The 16,348-nt window shown below is 49.9% G+C and carries 14 protein-coding genes and 2 pseudogenes; 8 read left to right on the top strand and 8 right to left on the bottom strand.

Annotation, left to right across the window (positions count from 1 at the left end; translation table 11 throughout):
- Both PPHA_RS00665 and PPHA_RS00660 read left to right on the top strand, forming a co-directional pair.
- The gene (locus tag PPHA_RS00665; protein WP_012506973.1) at positions 1–3,162 is read left to right on the top strand and encodes an efflux RND transporter permease subunit; all 3,162 of its coding nucleotides are present in this window, start codon (positions 1–3) and stop codon (positions 3,160–3,162) included.
- A complete protein-coding gene (locus PPHA_RS00660) occupies positions 3,159–4,568 on the top strand; it encodes an efflux transporter outer membrane subunit (protein WP_012506972.1) in 1,410 nt (469 codons plus the stop codon). The genes PPHA_RS00665 and PPHA_RS00660 overlap by 4 nt, the downstream gene beginning before the upstream one ends.
- Before the next feature lie 6 nt (positions 4,569–4,574).
- Here the strand turns inward: PPHA_RS00660 and PPHA_RS00655 are convergent, their stop codons facing one another.
- Positions 4,575–5,450, bottom strand: a complete 876-nt coding sequence (locus tag PPHA_RS00655; RefSeq protein ID WP_397233977.1) for a DUF389 domain-containing protein — start codon at positions 5,448–5,450, stop codon at positions 4,575–4,577.
- A gap of 244 nt (positions 5,451–5,694) precedes the next feature.
- Here PPHA_RS00655 and PPHA_RS00645 point away from each other — a divergent pair.
- A protein-coding gene (locus PPHA_RS00645; protein WP_150085532.1) for an ISNCY-like element ISPph5 family transposase occupies positions 5,695–7,175 on the top strand; the annotation gives its coding sequence in 2 pieces (ribosomal slippage) (positions 5,695–6,157 and positions 6,157–7,175; 1,482 coding nt in all).
- A 205-nt stretch (positions 7,176–7,380) separates the two neighbouring features.
- Here PPHA_RS00645 and PPHA_RS00640 read toward each other — a convergent pair.
- Positions 7,381–7,764, bottom strand: a pseudogene (locus tag PPHA_RS00640) (DUF389 domain-containing protein); the annotation flags it as partial.
- Positions 7,765–8,014: 250 nt separating this feature from the next.
- On the opposite strand from PPHA_RS00640, the gene PPHA_RS00635 reads away from it, so the two are divergent.
- Positions 8,015–9,481, top strand: a complete 1,467-nt coding sequence (locus tag PPHA_RS00635) for a sodium:proton antiporter (RefSeq protein WP_012506970.1) — start codon at positions 8,015–8,017, stop codon at positions 9,479–9,481.
- 376 nt (positions 9,482–9,857) lie between these two features.
- On the opposite strand, the gene PPHA_RS00630 is transcribed toward PPHA_RS00635, so the two are convergent.
- Entirely contained in the window at positions 9,858–10,292 is a 435-nt protein-coding gene (locus PPHA_RS00630; RefSeq protein ID WP_012506969.1) for an RNA polymerase sigma24 factor, read from the bottom strand.
- 415 nt (positions 10,293–10,707) lie between these two features.
- Between PPHA_RS00630 and PPHA_RS00625 the strand changes: the two are divergent.
- The 4 genes and pseudogenes from PPHA_RS00625 (at position 10,708) to PPHA_RS00610 (ending at position 14,228) form a co-directional block, all read left to right on the top strand.
- Positions 10,708–12,421: pseudogene (locus PPHA_RS00625) on the top strand (IS1634 family transposase).
- A 117-nt stretch (positions 12,422–12,538) separates the two neighbouring features.
- Entirely contained in the window at positions 12,539–12,958 is a 420-nt protein-coding gene (locus tag PPHA_RS00620) for a secondary thiamine-phosphate synthase enzyme YjbQ (RefSeq protein ID WP_012506968.1), read from the top strand.
- Between the two features lie 123 nt (positions 12,959–13,081).
- Positions 13,082–13,678, top strand: a complete 597-nt coding sequence (locus tag PPHA_RS00615) for a UPF0149 family protein (protein WP_012506967.1) — start codon at positions 13,082–13,084, stop codon at positions 13,676–13,678.
- 235 nt (positions 13,679–13,913) lie between these two features.
- Positions 13,914–14,228, top strand: coding sequence for a rhodanese-like domain-containing protein (locus PPHA_RS00610; RefSeq protein WP_012506966.1), 315 nt, complete (start codon positions 13,914–13,916; stop codon positions 14,226–14,228).
- Between the two features lie 21 nt (positions 14,229–14,249).
- Here the strand turns inward: PPHA_RS00610 and PPHA_RS00605 are convergent, their stop codons facing one another.
- The 5 genes from PPHA_RS00605 to rpsF all read right to left on the bottom strand — a co-directional run bounded on the left by PPHA_RS00605 (position 14,250) and on the right by rpsF (position 16,304).
- Positions 14,250–14,429 carry a MarR family transcriptional regulator gene (locus PPHA_RS00605; RefSeq protein ID WP_041526358.1) on the bottom strand — a complete coding sequence of 60 codons (180 nt, stop codon included), beginning with the start codon at positions 14,427–14,429 and terminating at the stop codon, positions 14,250–14,252.
- Positions 14,430–14,553: 124 nt separating this feature from the next.
- A complete protein-coding gene (rplI, locus tag PPHA_RS00600; RefSeq protein WP_012506964.1) occupies positions 14,554–15,009 on the bottom strand; it encodes a 50S ribosomal protein L9 in 456 nt (151 codons plus the stop codon).
- Between the two features lie 36 nt (positions 15,010–15,045).
- Positions 15,046–15,324 (bottom strand): 30S ribosomal protein S18, encoded by a 279-nt coding sequence (rpsR, locus tag PPHA_RS00595; protein ID WP_012506963.1) that lies wholly within the window; start codon positions 15,322–15,324, stop codon positions 15,046–15,048.
- 35 nt (positions 15,325–15,359) lie between these two features.
- Positions 15,360–15,833, bottom strand: coding sequence for a single-stranded DNA-binding protein (locus PPHA_RS00590; protein WP_012506962.1), 474 nt, complete (start codon positions 15,831–15,833; stop codon positions 15,360–15,362).
- 66 nt (positions 15,834–15,899) lie between these two features.
- A complete protein-coding gene (gene rpsF, locus PPHA_RS00585; protein ID WP_012506961.1) occupies positions 15,900–16,304 on the bottom strand; it encodes a 30S ribosomal protein S6 in 405 nt (134 codons plus the stop codon).
- Positions 16,305–16,348: the final 44 nt, after the last annotated feature.

Here is a 16,348-nt window from a genome sequence, read left to right as displayed (position 1 = left end):
ATGTCCGGATTTTTTATAGAGCGACCCGTCTTTGCCTGGGTGATCTCCATCTGCATCATGCTCGGAGGAATCATCGCCATCAATACCCTGCCGGTTGAGCAATATCCGCGCATCGCGGCGCCGACCATCAACGTCAGCGCCACCTATCCCGGCGCATCTGCCGAAGCGGTTGAAAACAGCGTGACGCAGGTTATTGAACAGGCTCTCACCGGTATCGACCATCTCCGCTACTTCAGCGCCGGGAGCGATTCGAACGGCAACGTCACCATCACGGTGACCTTCGAGCCCGAAGCTAACCCCGATATTGCCCAGGTGCAGGTGCAGAACAAGTTGCAGTCGATCATGTCGAACCTTCCCCAACAGGTGCAGCAGCAGGGCATCAAGGTGACCAAGGGAGATACCGGCTTTCTGATGGTCGTGGGCGTCTATTCGGACGATCCCCGGATCGATGAATATGCGATGAACGATTTCATCAACTCGAAACTCCTCGATCCGCTGAGTCGCGTACCCGGCGTCGGGAACATCCAGGTATTCGGGCAGCCCTACTCGATGCGGATCTGGCTTGATCCCCACCGGATGGCGAGCTTCAACCTCACCACCACCGAGGTACAGGCAGCTATCACGGCACAGAATGCCGATGTCTCTGCCGGGCAGTTGGGAGGTACACCCTCGGTTCCGGGCCAGCAACTGAATGCCACCATTACAGCGCAGTCGCGCCTGAAGAGCGTCGGGGATTTCGAAAAGATCATGCTGAAGGTCAATAGCGACGGCTCGCAGATCCGCCTCAGGGATGTGGCCCGCGTCGAACTCGGTGTGCAGAACTACGACATGACCACGCGCTTCAACGGCAAACCGGCTGCCGGCATGGCCATCACCCTGGCGACCGGGGCAAATGCCCTGAACACCGCCACTCTTGTCAAAGCGAAAATGAGCGCCCTGAAGCCGCTTCTCCCGCCGGGTGTGCAGATCGTCTACCCATTCGACACGACACCATTCGTCAAGACATCGATCGAAGGGGTTGTTCATACCCTGATTGTGGCAGTCATCCTCGTCTTCCTGGTCATGTTCCTGTTTCTCCAGAACTTCCGGGCCACACTGGTACCCACCATCGCGGTTCCGGTTGTGCTGCTCGGTACCTTCGGGGTGATGTCGATGTTCGGCTTCTCCATCAACACCCTCAGCATGTTCGCCATGGTCCTCGCCATCGGATTGCTTGTCGATGACGCCATTGTCGTGGTTGAGAACGTCGAACGCATCATGGAAGAGGAGCGACTCTCCCCGCTGGAGGCGACCAGGAAATCGATGAAGCAAATATCGAGCGCACTGATCGGTATCGCCCTTGTGCTCTCGGCCGTCTTCGTGCCGATGGCCTTCTTCAAAGGCTCCACGGGGACCATCTACCGCCAGTTCTCGATCACCATCGTCTCGGCGATGCTGCTCTCGGTGCTGGTTGCGCTGATCCTGACACCGGCTCTCTGCGCCAGCCTCCTCAAGCCGGTCAGAGCGGATGGCCATCTCTACGGTGCTGGCCCTCTCGGGCGCTTTTTCGCCTGGTTCAACGGCATGTTCAACCATAACCGGGAACGCTATGTCAACGGCGCCCGTGTTATGACGGAACGGGTCAAGCGCTCGCTGCTCGCTTTTATGCTGATCGTGGTGCTGCTTGGGATCGTTTTGACGCGCATCCCGACCTCGTTTCTGCCGGACGAAGATCAAGGCTTCCTCTTCGTCCAGCTTTCCACCCCATCCGGAGCGACCAAGGAGCGGACACTCGAAAGCGTGAAGAGGATGGAACGCTACCTCCTCAATCAGGAAAAAGAGAGCATCGAAAGCATCTTCAGCGTCACCGGTTTCAGTTTCGCGGGTCAGGGCCAGAACTCGGCCATGGGTTTCGTCCAGCTCAGGGACTGGTCGAAACGCAAGAACAAGGGTCAGGATGTTGCCTCGATCGCCGGAAGAACCATGGGCGCCCTGTCGAGCGTGAAGGATGCCATGATCTTTGCATTTTACCCGCCAGCCGTCATGGAGCTCGGCAACGCCTCGGGTTTCGACCTTCAGCTTTTAGACCGGACCGGCAAGGGTCATGAGGCTCTCATGGCCGCCCGGAACCAACTGCTCGGAATGGCTGCGAAGAACCCCTCCCTGAGCGGCGTGCGTCCCAATGGCCTTGAAGATGTGCCACAATTCAAAATCGATATCGACCACGAACAGGCAAGCGCCTTCGGGGTATCGATCGCCGACATCAACTCGACGCTGCAGACCGCCTGGGGTTCATCTTATGTGAACGATTTCGTGCATGAGGGGCGCATCAAGAAGGTGTTCATGCAGGGAGACGCGCCGTACCGCATGAACCCGGGGGACGTCAACATCTGGCACGTCCGGAACTCCAGTGGTGACATGGTTCCCTTCTCATCGTTTTCCTCGGGGCGGTGGAGCTTCGGCTCACCCAAGCTCGAACGGTTTAACGGCATCTCGTCGGTCAATATCCAGGGAGCCCCGGCGCCAGGCGTAAGCTCGGGCGATGCCATGGCCATCATGGCAAACCTGGCGGAGAAACTCCCTGAAGGTTTCGGCGTCGAATGGACCGGCCTCTCCTACGAAGAGCGTGCTGCAGGCCAGCAAACGCTGCTGCTCTACACGCTCTCCCTGCTTTTCGTCTTTCTTTGTCTGGCAGCTCTTTACGAAAGCTGGAGCGTGCCGATTGCCGTCATGCTGGTAGTCCCGCTCGGGGTCCTCGGCACCGTTCTGGCAACATTTCTCTCAGGCCTTTCAAACGACGTCTTCTTCAAGGTCGGCCTGTTGACAACTGTTGGCCTGACGGCGAAAAATGCCATCCTCATCGTGGAGTTCGCCAAAACGCTCTACGAAAGCGGAATGAGCCTGCAGGAGGCGGTACTCTCTGCAGCAAGTCAGCGACTTCGACCGATCATCATGACCTCCATGGCATTCATCCTTGGTGTCACGCCGCTCGCCTTCTCCTCCGGAGCAGGATCGGCAAGCCAGCACGCCATCGGCATCGGCGTAATCGGAGGCATGTTGTCCGGTACGGTACTGACGATCTTCTTTGTGCCGCTCTTCTTCATCCTCGTACAATCCCGGTTTGCCCGAAAGAGGGTAACCGACACCGCAGTAACCCAAAACAAACAAGGGATCGAACCATGAACACTAAACTGCTGATTCCTTTATGCCTGGCAGCAACCACCCTGACGGCCTGTTCGCTTGCGCCAACCTATGTTCGCCCAACGGCACCCGTCACCAAGGAGTGGCCGGTTGCTTCCGCTGCACCGCAATCCGTGGAAGAGTCGCATACCGCCGATATCGGATGGCGGAGCATGTTCAGGTCGCCAAAACTGCAAAGCCTTATCGAAGCATCCCTTGCCAACAACCGCGACCTGAGAATAGCCGCCCTCAACATCGAAGCGGCCCGCCACACCTGGCGCATCCAGCGTTCGGATCTCCTGCCATCGATCAATTCCTCGGGAAACTACACCCGACAGCAGTTGTCAACAAGCATGAGCGGCACCGGAAAAACGGAAATCACATCAACATATAGCGCTGGCATCGGCACGACGGCTTATGAACTTGATCTTTTCGGTCGTGTACGCAGTCTCAGTAATCGCGCCATCAACCAGTATCTCGCTACCGAAGAGGGGCGCAAAGCCGCCCAGACAAGCCTGGTCGCTGAAGTTGCCAACGCCTATCTCACCTATCTTGCCGATGTTGAACTGCTGCGACTGACTGAAAGCACGCTCAAAACAAGGCAGGATGCCTGCGATCTCATCAAACGCAGCTTCGATCTCGGGGCAAAGTCACGACTCGATGTGGCACAGTCCGCAACACTGGTCGAATCGGCCCGGGCCAGCCGTGCGCAATATCAACGTCATGTGGAACAGGACAAGAACGCCCTGACCCTGCTGGTCGGAAAGGAGATCGATCCGACGCTCCTCGAACCCCAACCCCTGGCCGATGTTGAGGTGATGGAGAGACTCCCCGTCGGCATTCCCTCCGTCGTCCTGCTCGATCGACCGGACGTACGGCAGGCGGAATACGCACTGAAGGCAGAAAATGCCAACATCGGAGCCGCACGGGCCTCATTCTTCCCCAGCATAAGCCTTACCGGTTCCGCCGGATTCGCCAGCGCCAGCTTGTCGGATCTCTTCGAAGCCGGGTCGAGCGGTGTCTGGAGCTTCGCCCCACAGGTAACGCTCCCGATCTTCCAGGGAGGCCGGTTGCGCTCCAACCTCAAACTGGCTGAAACAAACAGGGATATTGCCGTCACCCGATATGAAAAAGCTATCCAGAGTGCCTTCCGGGAGGTCGCCGATGCACTGGTCGCCCGTGCTACCTACACCGAACAATTGCAGGCCCAGCAAGCTCTGGTCAAAGAGAGCGATCAAGCCTGCACCATCACAAAAGCGCGTTACGACCATGGCATCGACAGCTCTTTCGCCCTGCTTGACGCCCAACGCTCCCTCTTCGAGGCTCAGCAGAACGAAATCCTGATCCATCAACAGACTCTTGCCAACCTGATCGACCTCTACAAAGCCCTTGGGGGCGGGTGGCAATAACGCTCATTAATCGAAGACGGTTCTCAAGCTGTCGTTCTGAAGCCTCACCTTGAGCCAGTCAAAAATTTTCTTTTTTTCACTCTCTCCCAGAGGGGTTGATGCGGATAGAACAACATAAGCCACCTTTGTTGCCTTCGATGCTGGATCGGCATTGAACCGGTAGGTTTCTGTGAAAAGGCATGCTGAGAGCATTGGATAAAGTGTCCTGAGCTCCTTCAGCAGAACCTTTCCTGTATAACCGCGCTGTTGAACGCTATCCTGCTGCTGGGCGCTTTGCTGGAGTAAAAGGGAGAGACGGTTAACTTCAGATTTCAGCCGTTCAGTTTCGCTGAGCTGAATGGATATCTCGCTGAAGTTAAGTCCCTGCTGATAATTCAGGACTACATCTCCCAACCCGAATTCCGCCGCTCGCTTTTTCAACTGCGCCTTGTCCTCATCCGTCAGCGTCCGTCCGCCATAAACGAGGGTAATCGTTTTGTGATCGGCATTGATTTCGTGACGCAAAAGATAATCTCCACGGAAAAAACTGATGCTACGGATAAACTTGCCGGAGTTTTCCAAAAATCCCTCATTCTGCACAAGCAGGTAACCAAAATAGATGCTTGGAACCAGCATAATCAAAATCACTACGGTTATCAGGCGGTTGATGCGCACTTTTTTTGCATCATCAATAATGGATTTGATAGGAAACGCCATAACCTGCGAAAAGACGACTGTTGAAATCCCGATAAACACCACATTGATTGCAAAGAGATAGATTGCTCCGAAAAAAAATGGAAAGTGAGCGGTTGCCAGTCCATAACCCGCCGTACAGAGAGGAGGCATAAGCGCTGTAGCAATAGCCACACCCGGCACAACATTGCCCTTCAGCTTTGTAGTCAGGGAAATCGTACCGGCAAGCCCGCCAAAAAGTGCGATCAGGACATCGTAAATAGTGGATGAACGAAAAACTGTTATGATATTATAAAATAATAGTTTATATTGTTATTTCATGGTCAAAGATATTTGACGGACCCTGAGCTAAAGCGTAATAATACCCCATTAGAAGCATTTTTGATAGAGAAAAGGTGTTGCAGGGTGCCCTCAAAGAGAAACAGACTCCAAACTTCGTTTTTTGAAATCCACTATGCGTAGCGTCATCAACCACCAAATGATGTTCGGTCGTACCGATATTTCTGCCATTGTTTTCGATCCGAAATCACGAGATGATATCCCAAAAATCTTGAGGGGCCTTCAGGGCATCTACACCGACGAGGAGTTGCGCAAGCGTGTTTTTGCCATCCTCGAAGAGGTTCGTCCTGAACGGAAAAAAGGAGAAGGAAAAGCTGACCCAAACACAGGGCGTCCCGGTATGGAGCAATGGGCAATTTTGGTACTGGGTGTCGTTCGACTGGGAATCAACGCTGATTACGATCGGCTTCATGAATTGGTCAATCACCACGATACGCTTCGCCAGATGCTTGGTCACAACGATTGGACTGATAAAACATCTTATGAACTCCAGACCATCAAAGATAATGTCCGACTGTTTACCCCCGAATTGCTTGATCGAATCAACCAGGAAATTGTCCGTGCAGGTCATACGTTAGTAAAAAAAAAGAGGAAGAAAATTTCCCTTTAATGGCCCGAGGTGATTCGTTTGTGGTGGAAACCAACGTTCACTTTCCTGCTGATACAAGCCAGTTGTTCGATGCCATTCGCAAAGCCATTGAGGTCTGTGCGAAATGGTCTTTTGATGAAGGATTAAGTCAATGGCGCCAATACGATCATAACATCCGGCATATCAAAAGAATGCGTCGTATTGTGCAACAGCTCAAGCACTCGACATCAAAAAAGCCGGAAAAGAAAGCTCTCAAAGATCAACAAATAAAGCAAGCACTCCTCGATTACCTTGCGGCAGTCGATTATCAGTTACAACGGGCAGTGCGTACCGGCGCAGAACTGGGTGGCTTAAATCCGTTGCGGCTCAGCCAGCTTAACGGCTATATTGCTCATGCTGAGGTACAAATGGGGCAAATTCGTCGTCGGATAAATGACGAGGTTATTCCGCATGCGGAGAAAGTCTTTTCAATTTTTCAGCCACACACCGAGTGGATCAGTAAAGGCAAGGCGGGAGTGCCGGTTGAGTTGGGATTACGGGTCTGTATTATCGAAGATCAGTATCGTTTTATCCTGCATCATCAGGTCATGGAAAAAGTTGTCGATAGCGACATCGCAGTGTCCATTATCGAAGAGACCAAGCAACGTTTTCCAAACTTGCGATCGATCAGCTACGACAAAGGCTTTCATAGCCCGGATAACCAACGCGACCTGAAAGCGCTTCTTGAAAAAGTTGTTATGCCGAAAAAAGGCAAGCTCTCAAAAATCGACAAAGCTCATGAATCCGAGCCGGAATTCAGGAGACTGCGACGGCAGCATTCGGCAGTTGAATCAGCAATCAACGCACTTGAGGTTCACGGCTTGGATATATGCCCTGATGATGGCATCAAAGGATTCAATCGCTATGTTGCCCTTGCAGTGCTGGCTCGCAACATTCATCGTTATGGAGCACTCTTGTACAAGCAGGATGCGAAGCGACATCGAGGGCCCTACAAAAAAGCTGCCTGAGTTCTCTCCCCAAAAAAAGAGTTTTTTACCAATTCGCAGGGAGAGATCCGTTCGTTATGACGCTTCCTGGAGCAAAATTCGGTAGTTTACCCATGGCGTGTCACGATCAGCACAAAAACGCCTTTTGTTGATCATTAAAAATGGTTTTTAATCCGGCGGGAGGTTGTCAAATTTTCAAAAAACAGGGGTTTTCTTTCTGGCACTAAATAGTAGGACTCGTGCGTGCAAGCAGTTCGGAATGAGCGCTCGAAACCGGGCTGATGGCAAAGTAGAGCGTTGAGGCGGCCAGACTTGCCAGAACAGCAAAGGAGAAGTTCTTGAACGCCTTTCGAAGCAGAGGGAAATCGTATGTTGCAATGCTGTATCCCATGCCATTAATCGGACCCATCAGCGGTGAAATAAGCATGGCTCCAATAATGACGGCTGTAGAGTTGATATTCAATCCTACAGAGGCAAGAATGGTGGCAAAAATCAGAATCCACAGCCTGCTGCCTTTAAAAACGATCTCACTTTCTACCGCATTGTGGATGACATCGAAGGTTTCAGCATCCGGCTGTATGTTAAATGAGTGCAAGATCTTTTTAATCATAACAGGGATTTTTATTATCGAAATCACTCATTTTCATACTGGCTTAACCGATGGGGTTCACATGGTGCAATATCTTGCCTGATCGCCATTATGTCCGGGCATTCTGATGGATAGCAGCACCGTTATGCTACGCTCAAACCGGGCCGTGTGATGGAGTAAGGTAGCAACTTAAGTTATTGTCTGAAAATCAATGTATACTATGGGAACAAGGATTTCTCCATTTCATGCTTTTTGCAGAAGATTGTTGTTTATGAAACCGACAAAACGTTCTCTCCTCTTCTTTGCCTGTATGTTTGCCGTGTCAGTGGGTTTAAGCGGGGCACTTTATGCTGAAGCTCTCGATATCACTGCAGTGGCGCCCGCCCTTGCTGTCACATTTCAGAAGAGTCTCCCACCAGTCTGGCTTGTTACGCCGTTTATTGCTCTGCTCGTTATGATAGCAACCGGCCCCCTTTTGTTCCATCGCTTCTGGGATCGGCACTATCCAAAGGTTTCCGTAGGACTTGGTTTCATTGTTGCATGTTACTATGGTTTATTAATGGATGGCGGGTGGCATGTGCTGGAACATACCCTTGAAGAGTACCTCTCCTTCATTGCCTTGATCTCATCACTGTTTGTGGTATCCGGCGGAATACTCATCAGAATAGAGCGGAAAGGAACCCCTTTGATGAATGCGCTTTTACTCTTTTTTGGGGCCATTATTTCAAATCTGGTCGGAACAACCGGCGCCTCCATGCTGCTCATAAGACCTTACATGCGAATCAATAAAGGTCGTCTCAAACCATTTCATATTGTCTTTTTCATCTTCATTGTCAGCAACATTGGTGGCGCACTTACTCCTATAGGCGATCCTCCCTTGTTTCTCGGTTTTTTGAAAGGTGTCCCCTTTTTCTGGGTGTTACCCAAAGTATGGTTGCCATGGCTCATTACAGTTGCCGGTCTTCTTCTCATTTTCATCATTCTCGATGTGAAGAGGGGGACTGGTGATATGAAAGGGGCTGAAGTAAACGGCGGAGTAAGCATTACAGGCCGAAGAAATTTCCTCTTTCTCGCAGTGATCATTGCTGCGGTTTTTCTTGATCCAGCAGTAATAGAGGGCATCCCGAGCCTTCAGAAGCTTTTTCATCTGCCATTCGGTATCCGGGAACTGATCATGTTTATGGTTGCCATTGCCGCCTATAAATTCTCAAATCATGAGGCATTCAAGGGCAATGAATTCAACTTTGAACCCATCAAGGAGGTTGCTTTTCTTTTTATTGGCATCTTTGCCACCATGATTCCGGCTCTTGAACTCATCGGATACTACGCGTCATCACATGCTGCTGATTTTTCGGTATCACGTTTCTACTGGTTGACCGGGGCTCTTTCCGGAGTACTTGATAACGCTCCTACTTATCTGAACTTCTTCGCCGGTGCGTTAGGAAAGTTTGGACTGGATATCGGTTCCCCTGAAGATATAAGGCACTTCGCTACCGGCGTTGCATCCCCGCTTCAGGGCGATGTATCCTCAGACATTTACCTTATGGCAATCTCGATTGCGGCAGTCTTTTTTGGGGCAATGACCTACATCGGCAACGCCCCGAACTTCATGGTAAAAAACATTGCCGCACAGGCAGATGTTGACGTTCCCGATTTTCTGGAGTACATCTACAAATACTCACTGCCGATACTGCTCCCATTTTTTATTCTCTTATGGGTGCTGTTTTTTAACTACTGAGGGGATGAGCAAGGTTATGAGCAAGGATGCCAAGCGGAATCTGTTACTGGCAACGGTATGATCAAGATGTACAAAATGTTACGCAAGATGGGCAGGACGTTTAATAACCTGAAGCGAAGCTGCCAATTTGGGACAGAGTACTTTGTGAAGGGGCGCCATAAGCCGCACCCTTCCGATACTCGAAAAACGGGCACGTTCAGTACCGCAGGTTCGTGCCCTTAAGGTCATGCCTCCGCAACTCGAATGGTATGCCAAAATCCGGAGTGATAAGACATGACAGGCGTATTGTCACGACGTGAAGGAGTTTTCCCGATTTCTCGGCATCACGGAATTGGAAGAGATGCATCCTATGGCTTTACGGTTGATCGAAGTTATTTCATAGCGGATCTTTATCGATGGAAATGCCATGTAAAAGTGAGGCATCATATGTGAGAACTCTCTCTGCAAGCGATTTACGCCCTACTGATAGCCACTCTCTGATGGTGTCAAGGGGTTTGCCGATTATTTTGGATATCGCTCCGTGTTTGAGCCCGGAAACCGCTGAAAGCAGTACTGATAATTTTATATCGGCATCCCGCTGCAGTAATACACTCCCCATTTTTTCCATAGGGTTACATGACGGTTTGGGAATACAGGGTGCCTCTTCGTAACCGAAAGTGTCGAAATAACACTCTCTGAATGTTTTGTATACCTCACTTTCCGGTGTATCAAGAGTAACATTCAGGTAGGTTATGTTGACCAACTCAGTGGCTGATGCCTCTGAGCCGGTCATCCAATATGCAAGGCTGTAAATATCATCCATTAAATCCATTGGCGTTCTTTTTTCGTTGGTCACGGTTCCTCCCTGGAATTGTGCGTCTCATTGTGGCTGAAAAAAACCATGCATCTTGCCTAATACTTTAAGGTACAAAGCTTAAGGGAAAAAAGCTCAGGATCAGAACGATTATTGTTACGCATTGCGTGGAGGTTCCAAAGGGGGCTTCAGGAAAGGGATTCAAAACCCGGTAAGGATTAGCATTGCCAGCGTGAACAGCTTCTGTGTATCCTGAAAGTCGGATAAAGCGCACACATTAACTAAAAAAGATCGCCACCTGAGCACTATTTCAAAAAAAGTTGTGTTTTTTCCGGAGAAGTTGTGTTTTTTTTAGAAAAACCGCGCTTTTTTCTTGCTTTTTAACGTGTACGTATGTATAATAAGGAAAACACTTTAAAAAGGAGAATACCCCGTGTCTAAACCAGTAACTGGAAAAACTCACGTTGGCGAACGGCGTGAAAGGCGCCCGAATGGCGATATTTACATCTATGAGCGGGTTACAGGCTATAATGAACGAACCAGAAAGACCTATACCGTCAGTCAGAAGCTCCAAGGGAAAATCAAGTCGGGAACACAGGAGATAATCCCTACACGCCCGAAAAAAAGCAAAAATGAAGGGGGCTTGGTTGGTGCGCTACGCAGGCACAGTGGCCTCACGGATCTTCTGGAGTGGGTCGGTAAAGCCTCCGGCATTGACGATGACGTGCGTTCTTCGTTCAGCGAGGGCGACGCTGCCAAGATTCTCTCTATTGCGCGTTACTGGATCGGTTCCGGCGGAAACACCTTGCCACGCCTTGAGGGTTGGCAGGTAATGCACTCCCTTCCCTACAGCGAAGTTATCACTGAAGACGTTTACAGTGACTTGTTCAAATGTGTCGGGTGCGACGAAGACCGCGTGCAGCGCTACTTCTCCTTCCGGGCGGATCGCCTGGGCAAGGCACCTGTGCTGGCGTTTGATTCGACCACGATATCGACCTACTCCGAGAACCAGTCGGAAGCACGGCATGGGTTCAATAAGGATGGTGACGGACTGAAAACCATCAAGCTTCTAACCTTGTATTCCGTAAAGGAACGCGAGCCGTTAGCATTCGCCAAGCAGCCTGGCAATGTTCCGGACGTCATATCCATTGAGAACACCCTGAAGCAACTCAAGTGCTTTAACCTTGAGAAACCCTTGATCGTTACCGATAACGGCTACTACAGTGAGGGGAACATGATGAAATTCGCCTTGCGCAACATGAAATTCCTTACTCTGGTTGACCCCAATATCACTTGGGTTCGCGAGACGGTGGATGCGCTTCGGGAGACGCTGGCGGGCATGTCGAGCACTTGCCAGTTTGATCCGTCGGTTTGCGGCGCCACGGCGATGAGAATGCACGAGTTCGGTCGAGTGCGCCAACTGTCGCGAAACGGCAAGCTGAGCGGAGAAGAAGAGAGGTTCGTGCGCCGCCTTTATGTCCATGTCTTCTATTCCCCTAACAGCGACACCAAGAAGCAGCTCGACTTCCGCAAGGAGCTGTTTGAACTCAAAGCTCAAGTAGAAGATGGGGTGATGGAGTTCACGAAATCTGCGCAACGAAAAATCGAGCGATATCTGATCTGCTCAAAAAAGGGGCGTGGTGGACAATTGAGGGTCGGTTTCAACGACAAGGCCATTTGTCGAAGCGACGAAATACTTCGGCTATTTTGCGCTCGTCAGCAATCAGGCCATGAAGACCTTCACAGCGTTGGCAGACTATCGATTGCGTGAAAAAATAGAGGAGATCTTCGCCGTGGTGAAGGGAGGCCTTGATGGAGCAAGGCCGCGCACATGGCATCCAGACAACCTGCGGGGAAGGCAATTCGTACAGTTTGTGTCACTGGGGTATCATTGCTTCCTGACCAAGAAAATCAAGGAAATGCGGGCAGAGCTTGGAAAGAACGGAAGCGAAAAAACCAAAGCACTTGTCAATCTCGAAAAAAAATTGGAACAGTGGCTTGAGCAACGATCTCTCGCTCAGATTCTGGATTGGTTCGATTGCATTGAGACGACTCAAGTACGAACTGTCATGGGCAACTACCGCTGGTCTACTGAATCCGTAGCCAGAGATCGGCTGTTCCTGAAATATCTGGGAGTGACCTCATGATAGTGTGCGCTTTATCCTACTTTCAGGGTGTATATTCGTAACGACCAACAGCGGGAATAAATGCGCTGGAACTTGGAGCCGACATCGGCAAGGCTCTGAACATTAACCTTCTGCAGCATGAAATCATACCATAAGGAACTCTGGCTCCAGATACCTGCCAGAATGGATTTTGTCAATATCACCGGCGACGTTGAGCGGGCTCTTCAGGAGAGCGGCATTCAGGAGGGGCTCTGCCTGGTGAATGCGATGCATATAACCGCATCGGTCTTTATCAATGATGATGAACCGGGGTTGCATCAGGACTACAAGCGGTGGCTTGAGGAGCTGGCTCCGCATGAGCCGCTAAGCCGCTACCAGCACAACAGAACCGGAGAGGATAATGGTGATGCCCATCACAAGCGCCAGATCATGGGCCGGGAGGTCGTGGTTGCTGTCACAAAAGGTCGGTTGCATTTTGGTACCTGGGAGCAGATTTTTTACGGGGAGTTTGATGGCAAGAGAAAAAAGCGGGTGCTAATCAAGATTATCGGTGAATAAGGGATGCGATGGTGCGCGAGGGTTCTGCTCCGGGAATTTCGATTCATAAGGATTTAATTTTTTTTTTGCTACGTTTAGGGAATAAAGAGAGCTTTGTTATACCTCATTTTAATGCCTGCTGACATGAAACCAACCGACCCGCTGCAGCAACCGCTTTCCGTTGAGGAGCTTGATCGGCTGGAAAGCTTTCTGCTCTCTGATTTAATGCCTGAGGATTCTTTGTCTTCGATTGAAATGGTGGATGGATATATGACTGCGCTGATTGCCGGCCCGGGTGTGGTTCCGCCGGAAATCTGGATTCCCTCTATCTGGAATCAGGAGAAGAGCGCTGTGCCCCGTTTTTCTTCTGTAGATGAGGAGGAGATGATCTGGGAGTTTCTTCTTCGCCATATGAACACCATTGCACTGCAATTCCTCAACAATCCTGACGGCTTTCTTCCTTTGTTTGAGCGATTCAGCTATCCGGACGAGGAGGCAAAAGAGCTTGCTGTTGAAAATTGGGCCGTGGGATTTACTTTAGGAATGGAGCTGACCCAGGAAGCATGGAAGCCTCTTTTTGCGGATGAAGAGAGCGGTTTGCTTGCAATGCCGATGTTGATTCTCAGTAAAATCACGGATGATTACAAGGCGTTGTCGGAAGAGGACGTTTCCGATATGATCCAACTGATGCCGGGTTTTGTCGTCAAGATTTACAGGTACTGGAACGAGAATAATGAGTAAGGAAGAGTGAACTGTTCACAAAAGATAAGAGCTTGTTTTGTGCCTGATATTTTGTACTATTTATACCGGTACGGGGTATAGGTATAAAGCCGTTAACAATGAGGTCGGAGAGAAGGGAGCGCTGAGTGTGGCGTCGTTGACTCAACTATTTGATAAGCTGATCCAAAACAGATTATGAACAAAGTCCAGGAAGTGGTACCCGCGAAAGCGTTTGCAATGATTCAGAAAGGGGGCGTTGCTTGTCGATGTCCGCGAAGCATATGAGGTTGCCAGAAAATCTTTCGATGTGCCTGAAATCATGCTGATTCCTTTTCGTGACTTTGAGAAACGGTTTCAGGAGATTCCGGTAAAGCGCCAAGTCATTATTGCCTGCAATAGCGGGAGCCGCAGCGCAGTAGCAACCCGTATTCTGATGACCCACGGATATCGCAAAGTGGTCAATATGCAGTACGGGATTATGCGGTGGGCAAAGGAGGGGCTGCCTGTTAAAGGAAGACCGAAACAAACATTCGGAGCAAGGCTGTTGCAGATGTTCCGCGGAAAATCATAGAACAGGAAACAAACCCATCGATTAGGCCTTGACTTCCCAGTAGCAGCGCTTTGGAGAGACGATCAGCTCTTCATCTTTCAGCGCCTTCATCGCCTTATCGACCTCTTTGCGATCCAGTCCGCTGATTTCGGCAATCCGGCCGGCATTCAAGGGGCTGCCCTCTTTTTTCATCACGTCGAGAATAATTTCTTTCGCTTCCATGTGATTTTCTTTTGATTGCATAAGTTGCTAAAAAAAAGCTCCGTGACTGAACGTGTCACGGAGCTTGACGTTGCGGGATTAACCTGCAATGCTTTTCATCAGTTCTCCTCTCGAATGCGACGGGTCAGGCTTCTGAGCCTTCAGCTTCGACTTCGAAATGAACTTTGACCGTGATATCCTGAAAGATTTTTGCGTCTGCTTCATATTTACCGAGCGACTTGATCGGAGCTTCAATGGTGATCTTCCGGCGGTCGATGTCGATCCCCTGAGCTTTGAGGGCATCGGCAATATCAGCCGAAGTCACGGTCCCGAAGAGTTTGCCCGAATCACCAGCTTTTGCATAAACCTTCAGTGACATCTGCTCGATTGTCTGAGCATGCTCACGGGCGTGTTTGCGCTGCAACTCGATTTTTTTGGTCTGCTGCTTTTTCTCTGTTTCAAGAGCTTTGAGCGTTCCCTCGGTAGCTCTTATAGCCATACCCTGCGGAATCAGGAAATTGTTTGCATAACCGTTCTTGACGGCAACAACTTCACCTGCATCGCCAAGGGTAGCCACATTGTTTCTTAAAATGACTTTCACTGCTTAGCTTCCTCGTTCAATTGATTGCGAAATTGGTTATTTGTATTCGTCGACAACATAAGGGATTACTGCCAGGAACCGTGCCCATTTTACTGAATGGGTAAGGAGGTTCTGCTCTTTGGCAGAGAGTCCGGTGATGCGACGAGGAATAATTTTTCCTTGATCGTTAATAAATCTCTTCAGCTTGCGTTCGTCGCGATAATCGAAAAAGACAACCTGATTTTTCGACACTTTTTTCTTCGACGCCAACGCGTTGCTCAGTGATTTGTTGCCCTGTGATTTGTGGCCCTGTGCGTGTGTAAATTTTTGTCTCATAAGTTCATTACAAAATTTGGCTTATCCCTATCCCCTCAATCGGAGGAAAGATATTTGTATTCGTAAATGTGAGTGGGATCTTCTTCATGAATTTCTTCATGATGGTTATCGTGACAATCATCCTCGATAAAGCCTTCGTCATCCTCTTCGCCGTTCTTTTTGCGCTTGTTGAGAAACTGGATTCTTCTGGCTTTAATTTCAACAACGGTTCTGGATGATCCGTCCTGCGCTTTCCATGTCCGGCTTTGTAATTCACCATCCACAAGGACTGCAGAACTTTTTTTAAGATTGTCACGGCAGCTTTCCGCAAGCTTGTTCCATGCAACAACTCCAACATAACAGACATCTTCCTGCCATTGATGATTGCTGTCGCGGAATCTTCGGTTACATGCAATTGAAAAATTAACGACAGGCGTTCCGCCTGAATTAGTCTGCCTGAAAACAGGATCCTTGGTAAGATTCCCAGCAATAACGACACTGTTTATTTCCGGCATTTTTAATTCAGCCATAACATCTTCTCCGTTTTGTTCTCAAAGGAATCACTTCTCAGCATGCGTTCAAACTAACCCTGACTATCATTTTGCAACGGTATCGGATGCTGCGGCGGCTTCGGCAAGTGCGCTGTCTTCCGGACTGCCTATGACAACACTATACTTCTCAACCCTTTTGCGCATTTCAAGCAGTGCGCTGGTAAGATGAATAATCAGGTAACGGAGCAGATCTTCCTCGTAACGAATAACTTTTTCAACCTCTGCAATCACAGATGTAGCCGCAGTAAATTCGATGTGGGCATAGTAGCCGATAGTTTTCTTCTTGATCGGATATGCTGTCTTGCGTCTTCCGATTTCGAGAACACTGCTGATACTTCCGCCTTTTTCAGTAATGACCCTCTGTACTAACGCCATTGCAGCGGCGATGGCCTCATCCTGAAGCCCTCCGTCAATGATGAGCGTACATTCATAAAGTTTGTTTGTTTCCATAGCGCAAAATCTGATAGTATTATTCGTCCTCAGTTGCTTGCAAT

Source organism: Pelodictyon phaeoclathratiforme BU-1 (assembly GCF_000020645.1).
Taxonomy (GTDB): domain Bacteria; phylum Bacteroidota; class Chlorobiia; order Chlorobiales; family Chlorobiaceae; genus Chlorobium; species Chlorobium phaeoclathratiforme.
Note: the sequence above shows the minus strand (reverse complement) of the source record. Positions and strands in the feature narration are given on the sequence as shown.